Source organism: Bisbaumannia salifodinae (genome assembly GCF_055388505.1).
The window spans coordinates 974,441-988,962 of the sequence record NZ_AP043781.1 but is presented as its reverse complement, the minus strand read 5'-3'; the positions used below and the strand labels follow the sequence as shown (position 1 = coordinate 988,962).

Annotated in this window: 14 protein-coding genes; 5 read left to right on the top strand and 9 right to left on the bottom strand. The window is 65.3% G+C overall.

Going from position 1 to position 14,522, the window contains the following annotated elements:
* Positions 1–12 precede the first annotated feature (12 nt).
* Genes ACZ5EF_RS04565 through ACZ5EF_RS04545 form a run of 5 tightly spaced genes read right to left on the bottom strand, consistent with a single transcriptional unit; the run spans position 13 to position 5,955 of the window.
* Positions 13–1,134, bottom strand: a complete 1,122-nt coding sequence (locus ACZ5EF_RS04565) for a PAAR-like domain-containing protein (RefSeq protein ID WP_346063836.1) — start codon at positions 1,132–1,134, stop codon at positions 13–15.
* The gene (locus tag ACZ5EF_RS04560) at positions 1,134–2,177 is read right to left on the bottom strand and encodes a hypothetical protein (RefSeq protein WP_346063837.1); all 1,044 of its coding nucleotides are present in this window, start codon (positions 2,175–2,177) and stop codon (positions 1,134–1,136) included. The genes ACZ5EF_RS04565 and ACZ5EF_RS04560 overlap by 1 nt, the downstream gene beginning before the upstream one ends.
* Entirely contained in the window at positions 2,177–3,289 is a 1,113-nt protein-coding gene (locus ACZ5EF_RS04555) for a DUF2169 family type VI secretion system accessory protein (RefSeq protein WP_346063838.1), read from the bottom strand. Before ACZ5EF_RS04555 ends, ACZ5EF_RS04560 begins: the two co-directional genes overlap by 1 nt.
* A 13-nt stretch (positions 3,290–3,302) precedes the next feature.
* Entirely contained in the window at positions 3,303–3,788 is a 486-nt protein-coding gene (locus tag ACZ5EF_RS04550) for a DUF6484 domain-containing protein (RefSeq protein ID WP_346063839.1), read from the bottom strand.
* Positions 3,789–3,816: 28 nt separating this feature from the next.
* The gene (locus tag ACZ5EF_RS04545; protein WP_346063840.1) at positions 3,817–5,955 is read right to left on the bottom strand and encodes a type VI secretion system Vgr family protein; all 2,139 of its coding nucleotides are present in this window, start codon (positions 5,953–5,955) and stop codon (positions 3,817–3,819) included.
* A 247-nt stretch (positions 5,956–6,202) separates the two neighbouring features.
* On the opposite strand from ACZ5EF_RS04545, the gene ACZ5EF_RS04540 reads away from it, so the two are divergent.
* A complete protein-coding gene (locus ACZ5EF_RS04540; RefSeq protein WP_346063841.1) occupies positions 6,203–7,669 on the top strand; it encodes an autotransporter outer membrane beta-barrel domain-containing protein in 1,467 nt (488 codons plus the stop codon).
* Between the two features lie 138 nt (positions 7,670–7,807).
* On the opposite strand, the gene ACZ5EF_RS04535 is transcribed toward ACZ5EF_RS04540, so the two are convergent.
* Positions 7,808–8,695 (bottom strand): LysR family transcriptional regulator, encoded by an 888-nt coding sequence (locus ACZ5EF_RS04535; RefSeq protein ID WP_346063842.1) that lies wholly within the window; start codon positions 8,693–8,695, stop codon positions 7,808–7,810.
* Between the two features lie 89 nt (positions 8,696–8,784).
* Here ACZ5EF_RS04535 and ACZ5EF_RS04530 point away from each other — a divergent pair, with 89 nt between their 5' ends.
* Entirely contained in the window at positions 8,785–9,285 is a 501-nt protein-coding gene (locus tag ACZ5EF_RS04530; RefSeq protein WP_346063843.1) for a lactoylglutathione lyase family protein, read from the top strand.
* An 84-nt stretch (positions 9,286–9,369) separates the two neighbouring features.
* Here ACZ5EF_RS04530 and ACZ5EF_RS04525 read toward each other — a convergent pair whose 3' ends face one another.
* From ACZ5EF_RS04525 to ACZ5EF_RS04515, 3 genes are all read right to left on the bottom strand, one after another.
* Positions 9,370–10,143: an enoyl-CoA hydratase-related protein gene (locus ACZ5EF_RS04525; protein ID WP_346063844.1), complete on the bottom strand. Its 774-nt coding sequence runs from the start codon at positions 10,141–10,143 to the stop codon at positions 9,370–9,372.
* Between the two features lie 184 nt (positions 10,144–10,327).
* Complete coding sequence (locus ACZ5EF_RS04520) at positions 10,328–11,743, bottom strand: MFS transporter (protein WP_346063845.1); 1,416 nt, start codon at positions 11,741–11,743, stop codon at positions 10,328–10,330.
* Positions 11,744–11,950: 207 nt separating this feature from the next.
* Positions 11,951–12,649 (bottom strand): class I SAM-dependent methyltransferase, encoded by a 699-nt coding sequence (locus tag ACZ5EF_RS04515; RefSeq protein ID WP_346063962.1) that lies wholly within the window; start codon positions 12,647–12,649, stop codon positions 11,951–11,953.
* Positions 12,650–12,730: 81 nt separating this feature from the next.
* Here ACZ5EF_RS04515 and ACZ5EF_RS04510 point away from each other — a divergent pair, with 81 nt between their 5' ends.
* From ACZ5EF_RS04510 to ACZ5EF_RS04500, 3 genes are all read left to right on the top strand, one after another.
* Positions 12,731–13,111, top strand: coding sequence for a VOC family protein (locus tag ACZ5EF_RS04510; protein ID WP_346063846.1), 381 nt, complete (start codon positions 12,731–12,733; stop codon positions 13,109–13,111).
* 63 nt (positions 13,112–13,174) lie between these two features.
* Positions 13,175–13,549, top strand: a complete 375-nt coding sequence (locus ACZ5EF_RS04505; protein WP_346063847.1) for a DUF4870 family protein — start codon at positions 13,175–13,177, stop codon at positions 13,547–13,549.
* Between the two features lie 3 nt (positions 13,550–13,552).
* The gene (locus tag ACZ5EF_RS04500; protein ID WP_346063848.1) at positions 13,553–14,473 is read left to right on the top strand and encodes a lysophospholipid acyltransferase family protein; all 921 of its coding nucleotides are present in this window, start codon (positions 13,553–13,555) and stop codon (positions 14,471–14,473) included.
* The last annotated feature ends 49 nt before the right edge of the window (positions 14,474–14,522 follow it).

Sequence of the window (14,522 nt, the reverse complement as noted above, 5' to 3'; positions counted from 1 at the left end):
CCCATTCTCTGCTTAACGAGCTTTAACGCCGGCCTTGCCTACCGTACTTGAAACTTTATCGAGAAGCGCCTGCTCTCTCCCCTTATAATTGGCACCCGTCGATGAGTGCTTGATCTTGCAACGGCGATCACCCATATTCTTGTGACCTTCCTTCAACTGAGCCTCGATGCATGCCTGGTCACACTGTGGCGCAACGGCCTTGGCCCCCTTCGCACAATGCTTCACCTCATCATTGAAGGCCCGCTCAGCACCATGCTCAACCGTACTGAAAGCTTTGTGGTGGGCATGCCGAAGCCCGTGGCTACCGGTATTACTACCCCCTTCCAAGCACATGCAAGGTGCATCATTGATGCTGTAATCATCCCATCCAGGCATAAGCTCCCCGTCGCTTACCGAATTCACGAAGAAAGAGCTCTTAGGTACGATATGATCGCCGGTCTGAGCTGGACAGCAACCATTGACACCATCTTCTGGTTTAGCATTGAACGGAAGCAGCCGGCATCGTCTAGCCGCCGAACATGGGTCCTTACTGGCGGATTTCGATCTCTTCGTCGCGACTCCCTTATTCTTACTAAAGGCCCCCGACAAACCGGCCTCCTTGCACACATCCTTACCATCCTCTTTATATGGCTTATAGTCTTCACAAGCCTTCTCCTCTTTTTTCTTATCCTCCTCGCATAACTTTTTTTGAGCTGCTGTCATCGTATCTACAAAAGGCCATGGCGGCGTTTGGCCAGGATCAGAAGCATGATTATGAGTCGTCAAATCCAAGTGGCGCACAACGTTTTTGCCCTCGAACTTCACATCCATCGACCAAGCCGTGAAATAGACCTTCCCCCGATTCACGCTGGTGACGACACCTTTCTTGGCAGCGCTCCCCGCCTCGTCGCCGGTGCTTTTCTTGAAATAGGACTTGTTCTTCAGCATCACCTCCTTTTTGGAGATCTTGACGCTCTTGCTGCCGCTGGTCGCATCCTTCGCCATGCCGGTATTCGGGTAGGGCACCGGCACGCCGGGCGGGGTGGTCGGGTTCTCCGGGGGCGTCATGCAGACATCGGGAAAGGCGGCGATGGCTTTTCCGTCGGCCGCCTTGCAGGAGATCTCTCGGCCATTGGCGAAGACGTCGTTGGCCATCAGGAGGCCCTCACCGGCTGGTAGCTCAGGATGGCGGCGGCTCGGCGGCCGTCGTCGTTGCCGAAGTGGGCGAGCACATGGTTGCCCGGGGCATAGGCCTTGGTGACGGCGGCGCGGGTGACGCCGAGCATTACGCCGCCGATGGCGGCCCCCACCTCGCCGATGCAGTCCGCCGGGTGCCAGATGTCGTATTCCGCCTTGCGCTCCCGCAACAAGCGGCCCAACGCCAGGGCGGCTTCCTTGAAACCATACTGCTCGCCGGAGACATCCACGATGCGGAAGTCCGTGGCCGCCAGAGAGGCCCCCACCTCGGCCAGGGCACCGCGGATCGCCGCCACCAGGCCATCCGCCCTCAGGGGCCGATCCTCGGCCTCCACATGGGCCGGCTCGTTGCCGAAACCCAGGCCCATGCACAGCAGCTGCGGTGTTTCACTGGCTCTGGCCAGCTCGACGATGAGGGCCGCGGCCGCTTCGCCGGGGATAAAGCCGTTGGAATTCCGGCTGGTCAGCAGCCGGTCGCGGGACTCGAAAGCGGCGAGGGTCGGGGCGATCAACAAACCGTCGACACCCGCCACCATGACCCGCTCGACGGCTCGGCTGGTGAGCAGCTCGCGGGCTCGCCACAACCCCGCCGCCACCGCGATGCGGCCGCCGGCAATGACCCGGGAGCCGGGATGGAAACGCAGGCCGAGTTCCGTTTCGACCTCGGGTAGCAAGGCATCGTCCAGCCCATCGAGACGCCCGGGACGCGTGGTTTCGGCGACGCCGAGGAGCAGCGGTGTCGCCGCCGGGTCAAACTCCGGCACGCCATCCAGGCACTCCTGCAGGGCCATGGCCAGCATCTTCACCAGCTTGGTCCGGCCCCGCCACGGCTGCGCCAGGGGCACCTCGCAGCCCAGCAGCCACTCGCCGCCGGCATCCATGAAACGGGTTTCCTGGAAATTATCGATGGCGCAGCGAATGGCGGCGCAGGCGGCCGGCGCGGTCAGCCCCACGCCGGTGACCATGCCCGTGCCCAGGATCGCCAGCGCCGGCACGCTCATCACTCATCCCCCGCCGCTGAGGAACGCCTGGCGCGAACCACGGAGGCCAGCGAGGCGTGGTACTCCTTGCCCAGCTCGCGGGCGCGCCACCAGCCACGGGACATGCGTCCCGCCAGCACCTGGGGGATCTCGAAGAGGTTCCGGCGCAGCGGGAGGCTGGCACGCCAGCTCAGGGTGAACAGGCCGGCATCCGGCAGCAGCACGATGGTGTCGATCACGGCCTGGGTCTCATGACGCTCGCCTCCCTTGCGGAAGAAGACCACCGGGACTTCCACCTCGGGCAACCGGAAGGCGGTATGTCCCTCGGGTGTCAGGTTGAGCAGTCCCACCGGCTCGCCGCCGCGCGGATAGGGAATCTGCTGATCCGTCGGGGCGGCCTGGTAGTAGGCATCCTGAAAGTCCCCCGGCAGGAAGGGGAACACCTCGTCCAGCCAGTGCTGGTCGTAGGTGCCGGCATAGCCGAGCCGCGGTTGCCAACCACGCCCCAGAGGGCCGAACGCCATCGGGCGATAGTCCCGGTTGGGCATCTTGACGGGGTTATCCGGTTCCTCGGTACTGGGCATGGGGGTGCCGTCGATAAGCGCCGCCTTAAGCCGGCGGTGATAGCCCTTGCCCACGGGATTGGCCATATACGCCGTGTGCTTGCTGGTATCCGGATGGCAGTCGTCGATGCCGCCGAAGGCCCGGTCATAGGTGATGGCCATGCGGGTGAAGGGCCGGGGTGGCCCCGGGCTGATGGCGATGAGGCCGGCCTGCCAGGCGCGCTCGCCTACCACCGTCAGGTGCTTGGTCATGCCCGCCATCTGCAGCCCCACCGGCACGCGCACCGCCGGGCGCCCCTCCAGGGCATGGGCACTACCGTGCAGCAACACATCGCAGCGGGGTTTCCAGGGCACGTAGTCGGTCTCGAAGACCGGCGCCGAGACTCCCGGTTCCCCGGTGAAGGTATCCGCCGTGACCAGGGGCAGCTGATCCTCGGCCAGCCGCGGCGCCTCGTCGCGGCGCGGAAACTCGAAGGTCCCCTTGATGACCACCACCAGATGCTCCCGGCCGCTGGGCTCCATGCCCAGCGTATAGCCGGCCTGCATCCCGGTGGCATTGATCAGCTCCATGGCACGCTACCCGTCAGTTGATCTGCACCGAGCCACCCTTGACGCGGTTCACTCCCGAGGACCGGCTCAGCAGATAGGCTCCGCGAAGCAGGATCTTGCCGGCCCGGGTCAGGGTGATGCTGGCGCGCCCGCAGCGCAGCACGATCTCCTGGTCCGCCCGCAGCTCCAGGCGCTTTCCATCGCTCTCGGCGATCACCCCACCTCGCGCAGGTGCCCCAGCGGGGCGATACTTAGGGCAATGCATACGTCCCAGGACCAGTGGATACGCCGGGTCACCGTTCTCGAACATCAAGGCCAGCTCCCGGCCAATATCCTCGGTCCCGAGATCTGTGGTGCTGCGGGCAGGCGTTCCGGCGTCGCTGTCGTTGCCGGGGTAGGTCACCAGAGGGTATCCGCTGTCATCGAATCCGACGAGGAGGCCGATGACGACGCCATCGATTCGGTCCTTGCATGTCGGGGTATGCTGCCGCGGAACGATTTCCGCGAGATCGTCGGCCATGATGAGTCTCCTTGCCGGTGTTTCCCGATCAGTTCTGCAGTACCTTCTTGCCCCTGATCACCACGTCCTTGCCAGCCTTGATGTTGATGCCGCCGGAGCCCTTGATGGTGATGTCCTTGCCTTCGATGGTGACGGAGCCATCCTTTTTCAGGGTAATGCTGGACTTGCCGGAGCGGATGACGACCTGATCGCCGGCCTCGATGGTCAAGCCCTTGCCGACGCTGAGGGAATCGTCGTCACCTACCGTACTGGAGCGGCTGCCGCCGACCCTCTCATCACGATTGAGTGCCACCGCCTCACTCAGGCTGGCACCCACCGCCGTACTCTGCAGCCCGCCGACGATCACCGAACGGAGGCCCCCGACGTTCGTCTCCTGGGCCCCCCCAACGTTGACCATGTCGTTGATACCCACGGACTGGGTACGGGTCATGGTAATGTTGAGCACATCGTTGCCGCTGATCGTATGCGTGCGATTCTGGGCGATGCTGACGGCTTCATTCCCCCCCACGGTCTCGGTGCGGTTCACACCGATCTGGATCGTTTCATTGCTGCCCACGGTCTCGCTGCGATTATTGCCGATGCTGGTCTGTTCATCGTTGCCCACGGAGCGGGTGCGATCATGGCCCACGGCATGCTGTTCGTCGTTCTCGACGACGGTGTCCTGATCCTTTTGGGCATGGACATGCAGCAGTTCCTCGCCCGCCGTATCGTTCATCGATATCTCGTTGTAGCCCCCACCACCCGGCGTGGAGTTCGACTTGACTCCGCCGACCATGGCATTGTCGGGCAGGCCAAACGGCGGCATGCAGTCGGCGTTATAGACCCGGCCGACGATGATCGGCCGATCGGGATCCCCTTCCAGGAAGGCGACGATGACCTCCTGGCCGATACGTGGCACGAACATCGCTCCCCAGCCACTCCCGGCCCAGGCCTGGGAGACACGTACCCAGCAGGAGCTGTTCTCGTCCTTGGCCCCCTGCCGATCCCAGTGGAACTGGCATTTGACCCGGCCATACTGGTCGGTCCAGATCTCCTCGCCCGACTTGCCGACCACGATGGCCGTCTGCAACCCTTGTACCACCGGGCGTGGGGTCAGGCGTGCCGGCCGGAAACAGACACCGCTGTCGATAGCAGTAAAGGTGCAACGAAAGGAGGCTTCCTCGGCCTCGGCGGTGGCCTCGTATTCCGCGGCGCGGGCGTCGACACTGCTGCCGGTGACCAGGTACTCGCGGTTCTGGTCCTCACGGGGATGCCCCTTCAGCGCGAACAGCCCTCCACAGATGATTGCCCGCAGGTTGCCCATGGCCTTGACGCACTCGAACTGCGCCTGGCTCTCGTCGCTGCGGACGGCCGCTCGGTGGCTGCCCAAGGGGGAAGACTGGATAAACCTGCCCGGGTAGTCGTAGGCCTCATAACTACCGGCCTGATGCTCCTGGGGGCGGGACTCCTTCGCTTCCGGCGGATTGCGTGGGTTCTCGAAGTCGAAATCGCGCAGGGCGAAGAGCTCGGTCTGAATCTGCTGCCCCAGCCACCAGTCCCAAACATGGTCCTGGGCCCGGCCCCTTTCCGATCCCGGCGACAGGAAGTCCACTTCGTCGCATTGCGGAATGCGTTCATGGGAAACGGGGGCATCCGACAACACCAGGACATGCTTGCCCTCGGAGTGACGGAAGAAATAATAGATGCCTTCCTCTTCCATCAGGCGGCTCAGGAAGTCGAAGTCGCTCTCGCGGTACTGAACACAGTATTCCCGGGACTCGTAGTCCTGGGACAGGGCATCTTCGAAATCCGACTGGCCGTGCTCCGAGAACAGCGCCTGGATAATTTCCGGAACGCTCTGATTCTGAAAGATGCGGCAATCCCGCGTCAGGCTAAGATACCAGAACCAGGGGCGCAGCCGTGCATGGTAGAGCGCATACCTGCCACGCCGTCCGACCTGGGAAAAGCCCACCACACAACCATCGAAGTAGCGCTCGCCCTCTTCCAGCTCGATACACAGGGTAAGCTTCCCACCGAGCACGTCGGGAAAGGCAATATCCTCGGAGGTCGCCAGGAGTTCCACCGTGAAATCGAACAGCCGGCCAAGCTCCTCCGCTCCCGAGAAACGCAGGATGCGAAAGTCATTGGAGTGGTGACCGGTGAGCCGGAGATGCTGCTGCTCACTCATCCTTCCCTGCCTTGTCTCGTACGAGTCGAGGTGCCGAGTCCGCTTGACTGGCAGTCTAGTCGAGCCCCGAGCAATATGCATGGCCACCTGCGAGCGCCGGTTGCAGGGCCCAGAAGCCGTGACTAGTCTCAAATCGGATAAGTCATAAGAATCGATCGCTTGCCGGGTGGCGTCGCCTGCAAGGGGCGGACGGTGGACAAGCCGACTCGAACCGGAGTGCCCCAGCAAGGGGAAGGGAGGGAGCGCCGTGGTCCAGTCAAACACCCCGAAGGACGGAAGCAAGCCAGTTGTCGGCAACCATTCCGAATGCCATTTGCCCTTTCACCTTGTTGTAGCCGGTACCGCTGCCCTGGCCATTCTCCTCTTTAGCCTGGCCCTGCCTCCTAGCGCTCTGGGACAAGAACAGGAAGAGGAGCCCACCCAGGAAGAGGAGCCCACTCAGGAAGAGGAGCCCACCCAGGACGATCTGACGGCACGCCAGCAGGAGGTCGCACGCACCGTGCAGAACGCCTGCCAAGCCGTGCGCCAGATTCCGGAGGGAGAACGGACGTCCCGACAGGATGACCTTATCGACGTCTGTGAAGCGGCGGCGGCAGACCCGAATGCCGGTACCAACTACTATGATGGCCTGGCTCCCGATGAAGTGGCCGCGCAGGGCCGCGTCAGCATGCAGACCCTGCGCCAACAAATGGATAACGTCTCCAGTCGCATGAGCGACTTACGTGCCGGCGTCAGCGGCGTGAGTACCCGCGGCCTCAGCCTCGCCATGCAAGACGGCCAGGCCCCTCCCGCCCTATACAGCAATCTGCTCGGCGGTGGCGCCAGCAGCGATAGCGATATTCTGGCGTTCAGCCAATGGGGGGTCTTCGTCAATGGCATGGTGACACAAAGCCGCCGTGACACCACCAGTGGGGAACCGGGGTTCCGCCGCCGCAGCTATGGCCTCACTGCCGGCGCAGACTATCGTCTCACCTCAGATGCCGTCGTCGGCGCCGCCATCGGCCTGACTCGCACCGACACGGATCTGCACAACAATGCCGGGGGCGTCGATGTAGACGGTTATAGCCTTTCCCTGTACGGCACCCGCTTCCTGGGCGATGCGTTTTATGTCGAGGGTATCGCCACACTGGGACGCAACCGCTATGACACGGTGCGTACCGTCTTCAGTGAGCCGATCGGTAACCAGAGCGCCCTGGCCCGGCCCAAGGGCAACGAATATGGACTGGGGCTGAATGCCGGTTACGACCGCGCCAACGGCCCCTGGACGACCAGTTACCAGGCCAGCTTCGACCATCTCCGAACGGAAATCGACGCCTACACCGAACGCCCCAGCCACCCCGACAATCTGGGAGCGGGCGCATTACTGCATATCGACGGCCAGACCATCGAGTCAACGACGGCGGAAGCCGCCGTCCAGCTTGCCTATGCCTCCAGCCAGTCCTGGGGCGTCATGCACTACAGCGGCCGCCTCGGCCTCGAGCATGAGTTCGGCGACCGCAGCCGCCTGATTCACGCCCAGTTCCAGGAAGATCCCACCAACACGACCTTCTCGCTACGCACCGACTCCCCGGACCGTACCTACCTGAACCTGGGAGTCGGGCTCACGGCCCAGATGGCGCAGGGTCGCGCCGCCTATGTTTTCCTCGAGAGCGTCGAAGGCCGAAGTGGCTACAGCCACTACCAGATCGACGTGGGGGTCCGGATGGAGTTCTGAGCCCGCTTGGCGCTCACATGCAGCGAGCGGGCCACCCCTGTCTGCTCGCTCCCGGCGGCCCCCCTGGGAGGTCAAGGCCCTCGAGGACAGGGGCCAGCTGTTTGCCGAGTGCGGCAGTCCTCCTTGCCCCCGACAGCCTCACTGCAGCTCAACGCCCGGGGAGATCCTCGCACGCAGATGATCCACGGCCCGTCGCGCCCGGCTCGACAGCGGCCATTCGGCGCGATGGATCAACCACAGGGTATCCACCACGGGCTCCCCGCCCGCCACCACCCGAATCGCCTCCTGTCGGGCGAAGGCCTGGCGGGCATGACGTGGGATCACGGTAAAGCCCAGGCCCCGAGCCACCGGCTCGAGGAGCAGGCCGATCTGATTGCTGAAGCCGCGCAATGGCAGGTGACGAATGCCGGGATGCCCGGGAAAGCGTCGGCTCAGCAGCCGGGTGGCCATGGCCTGGCCATCCGGATGGTCGATAAAGCCCAGGCGCTCGAGGTCGGCCCAGGTCTCTCCCCTTTCCCCCGCCGGCACTACCAGCTCCAGCGGCTCCTCGGCGAACAGGCTGGCAGCCAGCCGCGGGTCGTCGGGGCGCAGCGTCACCAGGCCCAGTTCGTAGCGATTGTGCAGTACGGCGTCGAGCACTTCGCTGTCGGGAGCGAAGCGATGGCGAACCGCCAGCCCGGGGCTGGCCCGTTGCAGGTCGAGGAGTTCGAGATAGAGGGCGAGGCCGATACTGCCGGGGCTGATCAGGCCGATCTCGCCATGCTCGGCATCGCTTTCGGTCAGGCGTAGCGCCAGGCGCCGGTCGGCCTGCTCCACCTCGTGGCAATAGGCCAGGCAGGCGTGTCCCGCCGGCGTCAACTCGAGTCGCCGCGGCCGCCGAATCAGCAGCGGGCCGAGCTCGCCTTCCAGGTGGCGGATATGCTGGCTGACCGCCGCCTGGGTCAGGCCCAGTTGATCGGCCGTGCGGGTGAAGCTGCCCAATTCGGCCAGGACGGAGAAGCTGCGTAGCCATTGTGGATTCAGCATAACGAACTCTTATCAGAACAAGAACTTGGTCTCTGTTTTCATTATACCCATGCCAGCCTAGGCTGCTTCCATCGTCACTCGATGGAGCCATGACCATGTCCTATCCACGCAGCTTCTCCCATATCGGCCTGTCGGTCACCGACCTGGATGCCGCCGTCCGCTTCTATACTGAGGTCCTGGGCTGGTACCTGATCATGCCGCCCACCACCCTCAACGAAGACGACTCGGCCATCGGCGTGATGTGCACCGATGTTTTCGGGACCGGCTGGGGCTCCTTCCGCATCGCCCACCTCTCCACCGGCGACCGCATCGGCGTGGAGATCTTCGAGTTCGCCAACGCCCAGCGCCCGGAGAACAACTTCGAGTACTGGAAGAGCGGCGTCTTCCATTTCTGTGTCCAGGACCCGGACGTGGAGGGCCTGGCCGAGAAGATCGTCGCCACCGGCGGCAAGCAGCGCATGCCGGTACGCGAGTACTTCCCCAGCGAGAAGCCCTACCGCATGGTCTATATGGAGGATCCCTTCGGCAATATCCTGGAGATCTACAGCCACAGCTACGAGCTGACCTACTCGGCCGGCGCCTACGCCTGAACCACTCGCGAGCCCCGCTCTCGAAAAACACAACGGCCAGGGTCCCGGGACCCTGGCCGTCGTCATCTGTCGCCGACTCGGGAGTTAGAAGTTGGGCTTGCGCTTGTCGACGAAGGCGCTCATGCCCTCGGGCTGCTCGTCACCGGCGAAGCACAGCGCGAAGAGGCTGGTCTCCAGGGCCAGGGCGCTCTCCAGGTCCTGGTCCATGCCGTCGTGAATGGCCTGCTTGGCGGCGCGCACCGCGGCCGGGCCATTGCCGCCCAGCTGCTTCGTCAGCTCCTCCACATAGGCCGGCAGCTCGCTCTGGGCCATGACCCGGTTGACCAGGCCGATGCGCAGCGCCTCGGCGGCATCGACCTTGCGCCCGGTGGTGCACAGGTCGAGCGCCATGGACGGACCGACCCGGCGCGGCAGGCGCTGGGTGCCGCCGAAGCCGGGGATCACCCCCAAGAGCACCTCGGGCTGGCCGAAGATGGCGTTGTCGCTGGCCACCGCCCAGTCGCAGGCCAGGGCCAGCTCGCAGCCGCCGCCCAGGCAGAAGCCGTTGACCAGGGCCACCGTAGGCACCGGCAGGGTCTCCAGGCGCTTGAAGGTGGCCAGCGCCTGACGCGCGAAGCACCGCGCCTCCTCCGGGGTCTTGTCGCGCATCTCGGCGATATCGGCGCCGGCCACGAAGGCCTTCTCGCCGGCCCCGGTGATCAGCACCGCGCGCAGGCCCTCGCGGGCCTGGAGCTCGCCCAGCAGGCGATCCAGCTCGGTCAAGACGGCGCTATTGAGGGCATTGAGGGCCTTGGGGCGGTTGATGGTCAGGGTGACGATGCCCGCCTGGTCGACGACTTCGATCAGTTGCTCGCTCATAAGGGCTCCTGCGGCTCTTGTTCAAGTTGGCATATTCAGAAGAAAGACCATCTCACCCTAGCGAACGCTTGGTTGGTCGGCAATCCCCCCTTTGTCGAGACGGCCCGCTGTCTATCGAGAACGGCCCCTGGCCTCCACGCAAAACGCCCGAGATCCTGGGTCTCGGGCGCTGTGGGCTTATGGCTTAGCCGATGGAAGAGGGGCGGGCCTCGTCGGGGACCGGGCCGTCCCGGGGCGTGCCCGCCTCGGCCTCCGTATCGAAGTATTCGATATGGTCGTCCTCCTCCCGGGGCGGGCCGACCAGGGGCTCGGCCACGTCCACGTCGGGCACCACCTCGGAGAGGTCCTCCACATGCTCGTGCTCCAGGGCCCCCTGCACCAGCTCCTCGGTGATGCTGAGCTCGGCCCCCACCACCGACTGGGGCGTGGTGGCCACGAAGGGCGCCACCGGCAGCGGCGCCGGGCGCACGCGGCGGCGCCAGGAGAAGAAGAGCACCAGGAAGACGCCCAGGCCACCCAGCGACCAGAACAGGCCGCCGTCGCCCAGCGCCGTCATCACCGGGGTGATCAGCGGCGGGCTCAGGGTCGAGCCGATGGCATTGATCAGCAGCAGGCCCTGGCTCATGCGCACCAGGGCACCGGCGGGGGCTCGGTCGGCGGCGTGACTGACCGCCACCGGGTAGAGGGCGAAGACGCCGCCACCGAGGAAGAACAGCAGCCCGGCCAGGATCCAGGGCTCGCCGGGCAGCACGAGAATGCCCAGGGAGATCAGCGCGCAGCAGGCGCCGATCAGGATCAGCACCTGCTGGCGGTCGTGGCGATCGGACCAGCGGCCGATGGGGTACTGGAGCAGCATGGCGCCGAGGATCATCACCGCCATCATCTGCCCCACCCGGTCGACGCCGAGGCCGCTGCGCTGCAGGTAGAGGGGCAGCAGGGTGTAGACCGCGGCCACCGCCAGGCCGGAGCCAAAACTGCCCATCACCCCGGTGGGGGTGATGGTGATCAGGCGGTGGGGCGGCAGCGGCTCGGCATGCTCGATCAGCGGCGAGACCCGGGGAATCATCGCCATGGGCAGCACCGACAGGGAGGCCAGCAGGCCGATCACCACGAAAGGCACCATCTCGCCGGCGGCGTCGGTGACGCCCAACAGCAGTTGGCCGATCACCCCGGCGGCATAGAGGGCAATCATATAGAGTGCCAGCAGGCGTCCGCGCACCTTGGGGTCGGCGGCGGCCAGCAGCCAGCTCTCGATCACCAGGAAGACCCCCACCGTGGCCCAGCCGCCGATCAGGCGCAGCACGAACCAGGCGTAGGGGTCGAGCCACAGGGACTGCAGCAGCACGGTGACCGCCACCAGGGAGGCGAAGCCGCCGTAGGCGCGAATATGGCCGATGCGCAGCAGCAGGCGGTCATTGAACAGGGCGCCCAGGGCCAGGCCGATAAAGTAGGCCGACGACACCCAGCCGATGACCAGCGCCGAATAGCCGGCGCCATCCAGGCGCAGGGTAATCAGGGTCGACAGGAAGCCATTGCCGATGCCGAGGATAAAGAGCCCCAGCAAGGGCGCCAGCGCCATGGCCAACAACTGCCGCGACATAAGCGAAGCCTCGCAACGAGAAAGCGAACCAGGGAGATAGAATAGGAGATGCATGGCCATGCCGGAACGGCCTGGCCAGAAAATCGCGTGGCGACTATACGCCCAGGATACCGGAGCGCCAAGCCATTTTCGCCGATTTTCGGCGGATTTTTACTTCAATAACGCGATGTTATCGAACCAGCCACCAAACCTCACCGGCGCCTTCGCTTACGCCTCGAGGTCGGGCTTATGCAGCAGCACCACATCGGCGGCGGGGAATTCCACGCGCATGCCGAGGTGCTTCGCGAGCCAGTGGAAGGTCGCCTCGCTGAAGAAGCAGACATGGGTGGGGTCGAGGATATAGTGCCAGCCGACGAAGGCCTCCTCCGAGGTCACCCGCTTGGTCATCAGCCCCAGCCAGCCACCGGGCCTCAGTCGACTCGCCAGGCGCTCGAGCTCATGGCCCGGGGCGAAGAGATGCTCCACCACCTCGGTGGCGGTAATAAAGTCGTAGCGCCGCTCCAGCACCTCGGGATGCGGCGCATAGAAGGGATCATAGATGGCCATGGGGTGCCCCGCCTCCTCGAACATCACCGAGAGGGTCGGGCCGGGGCCGGCGCCGAAATCGAGGCCCTGGGCGCCGGGGGCGAGCCGCGCCTGCAAGGGGATAAAGAGCCGCCCCAGGAAGCGCCGGTAGCCCGGGTCGTCCGGCGAGTTCTCGTGCTGGTCATAGACCGCCCGCTCCGCCTCGGAGGGAAGGTGGTTCGCCGCGGGCACATGCACCAGGGCGCAGCGCGGGCAGTGATAATAGTCGCGACGGGCATCCCGGTGGAAATGCACGGCCCCGTCGATGCCACACAGCGGGCAGGGGTCAGGCGAGATGCGGGGAGGCGAACCGGCGTCGGGAGAGGACAGGGAGGGCTTCATCATCGTATGCTTTTGGTCAACGGCGGCGCCAAGGCTACCCGCTTTGGCGCCCGCTGACACCCCCTCAGGAGTCATTCCCCCATGCTTGCCGCCCTCGATCATCTATTGATTCCGGTTTCCGACCTGCCCCGCGCCGTGGATTTCTACAGTCGCGTGCTGGGTCTGGAGGTGCGCTATCGGGACACCGGTCGGGTCGACCTGCTGCTGGATGGCCTGGCCCTGCGGCTGCTCGACCCGGTCCGGGTCGAGGCTCCCCAGGCCACCTATCCGACGCCGGGCAGCCAGGCGCTGTGTCTGCGCAGCCGCCTGCCCCTGGACGAGGTGCAGCGCCATCTGGAGGTGCTGGGCGTGCCCCTGGAACAGGGCCCGGTGCCGGGCCTGGGCGCCTCGGGCCCCGTCGAGGCACTCTATCTGCGCGACCCGGAGGGTAACCTGCTGGAGATCTGCCGCCCCGCCACCTGATGGCAATGGCTCGCCGGCCGGGTATCATGGGCGGCCGATGTGTCTTCCCAAGGATGATGAGTGATGAACGACCCGTACAACGACGACACCCTGGTGGCCGAGCAGAGCCAGGCCCCGGACACCACCATGGCCATGGTGGTCTATGCCCTCTTCCTGGCCAGTTTCGTGGTCGGCTTCACCGGCATCGTCGGCCTGGTGATCGCCTATATCTACCGCGGCAAGGGCCCCCAGTGGCTCGACGAGCACTACCGCTATCAGATCCGCACCTTCTGGATCGGCGTGGTCTATGGCCTGATCTGCCTGGTATTGGCGCTGATCGGCATCGGCTTCCTGCTGATGCTGGTCCTGGCGGTGTGGATGATCATCCGCTGCGTCAAGGGCTTCAAGGGGCTCCAGGAGAAGCGCGCCCCGCTCAATGTGGACACCTGGCTGATCTAGGTCATGAGTGAGGCCAAGCATCGATACCAGGCCCGGGCCATCGCCACCCTATGGCGCCGCCTGGCCGGTCGGCGACTGACCACCCTGTGGCGCCTGGCGCGCATCGCCGGCCCCCTGGTGCACCGCTTCAGCCGTCGCGAGCGGGAGGTCACCGAGATCAACCTGGGCGAGGTCTACCCCGACCGGGACGGCGCGTCGCGGCGCCGCCTGGCCCGGGCCAGCCTGACCCACTCCACCGCCACCATGCTGGAGCTGGGCTTCGCCTGGATGGCGCCCCCCGAGCGGGTGGAGGCGTCGATCCTCGCCGTGCATGGCCGCGAGTTACTCGACGAGGCCCGCGCCTCCGGCCAGGGCGTGATCGTGCTGGCCCCCCATTTCGGCAACTGGGAGGTGCTCAACTTCTGGCTCTCCGGGCACTTCCCCTTCACCGCCATGTACGAGCCCCCCAAGATCCCCGACCTGGACCCGGTGATCCGCGGGGGACGCGAGCGCATGGGGGCGAGCCTGGTGCCCACCAACCCGCGCGGCGTGGCGGCCCTGCTCAAGGCCCTCAAGCGCGGCGAGGCGGTAGGCATCCTCCCCGACCAGGAGCCGGACTGGGGCAGCGGCGTCTTCGCCCCCTTCTACGGGCGCCCGGCCTATACCGCCACCCTGCTGCCCAAGCTGGTGGCGCGTACCCGGGCCCAAGTGGTCACCGGGGTGGCCCTCCGACGCCCCGGGCGCGGCTTCGAGATCCACTTCCTGGCCGCCGACGAGCGCGTCCATGACCCGGACGAGGCGATCTCCGCCGCCGGCGTCAATGCCAGCGTGGAGGCCGCCATCGCCCTGGAGCCGGCCCAGTACCAGTGGGAGTATAAGCGCTATCGCAAGGTGATCGAGGAGCAGCAGGGGCATCCCGACCACCCCTCCTTTCGCCTCTACTAGCCCTCTCTGACAAAATGGAAAATATTTCCACAAAACCGCCTGGTAACTC

Bases quoted from the DNA above. Each gene is read 5' to 3' on its own strand.
- ACZ5EF_RS04560 (WP_346063837.1), bottom strand. From the start codon at position 2,177: ATGAGCGTGCCGGCGCTGGCGATCCTGGGCACGGGCATGGTCACCGGC.
- ACZ5EF_RS04535 (WP_346063842.1), bottom strand. From the start codon at position 8,695: ATGCTGAATCCACAATGGCTACGCAGCTTCTCCGTCCTGGCCGAATTG.
- ACZ5EF_RS04520 (WP_346063845.1), bottom strand. From the start codon at position 11,743: ATGTCGCGGCAGTTGTTGGCCATGGCGCTGGCGCCCTTGCTGGGGCTC.
- ACZ5EF_RS04565 (WP_346063836.1), bottom strand. From the start codon at position 1,134: ATGGCCAACGACGTCTTCGCCAATGGCCGAGAGATCTCCTGCAAGGCG.
- ACZ5EF_RS04530 (WP_346063843.1), top strand. From the start codon at position 8,785: ATGACCATGTCCTATCCACGCAGCTTCTCCCATATCGGCCTGTCGGTC.
- ACZ5EF_RS04555 (WP_346063838.1), bottom strand. From the start codon at position 3,289: ATGGAGCTGATCAATGCCACCGGGATGCAGGCCGGCTATACGCTGGGC.
- ACZ5EF_RS04510 (WP_346063846.1), top strand. From the start codon at position 12,731: ATGCTTGCCGCCCTCGATCATCTATTGATTCCGGTTTCCGACCTGCCC.
- ACZ5EF_RS04545 (WP_346063840.1), bottom strand. From the start codon at position 5,955: ATGAGTGAGCAGCAGCATCTCCGGCTCACCGGTCACCACTCCAATGAC.
- ACZ5EF_RS04550 (WP_346063839.1), bottom strand. From the start codon at position 3,788: ATGGCCGACGATCTCGCGGAAATCGTTCCGCGGCAGCATACCCCGACA.
- ACZ5EF_RS04515 (WP_346063962.1), bottom strand. From the start codon at position 12,649: ATGAAGCCCTCCCTGTCCTCTCCCGACGCCGGTTCGCCTCCCCGCATC.
- ACZ5EF_RS04505 (WP_346063847.1), top strand. From the start codon at position 13,175: ATGAACGACCCGTACAACGACGACACCCTGGTGGCCGAGCAGAGCCAG.
- ACZ5EF_RS04500 (WP_346063848.1), top strand. From the start codon at position 13,553: ATGAGTGAGGCCAAGCATCGATACCAGGCCCGGGCCATCGCCACCCTA.
- ACZ5EF_RS04525 (WP_346063844.1), bottom strand. From the start codon at position 10,143: ATGAGCGAGCAACTGATCGAAGTCGTCGACCAGGCGGGCATCGTCACC.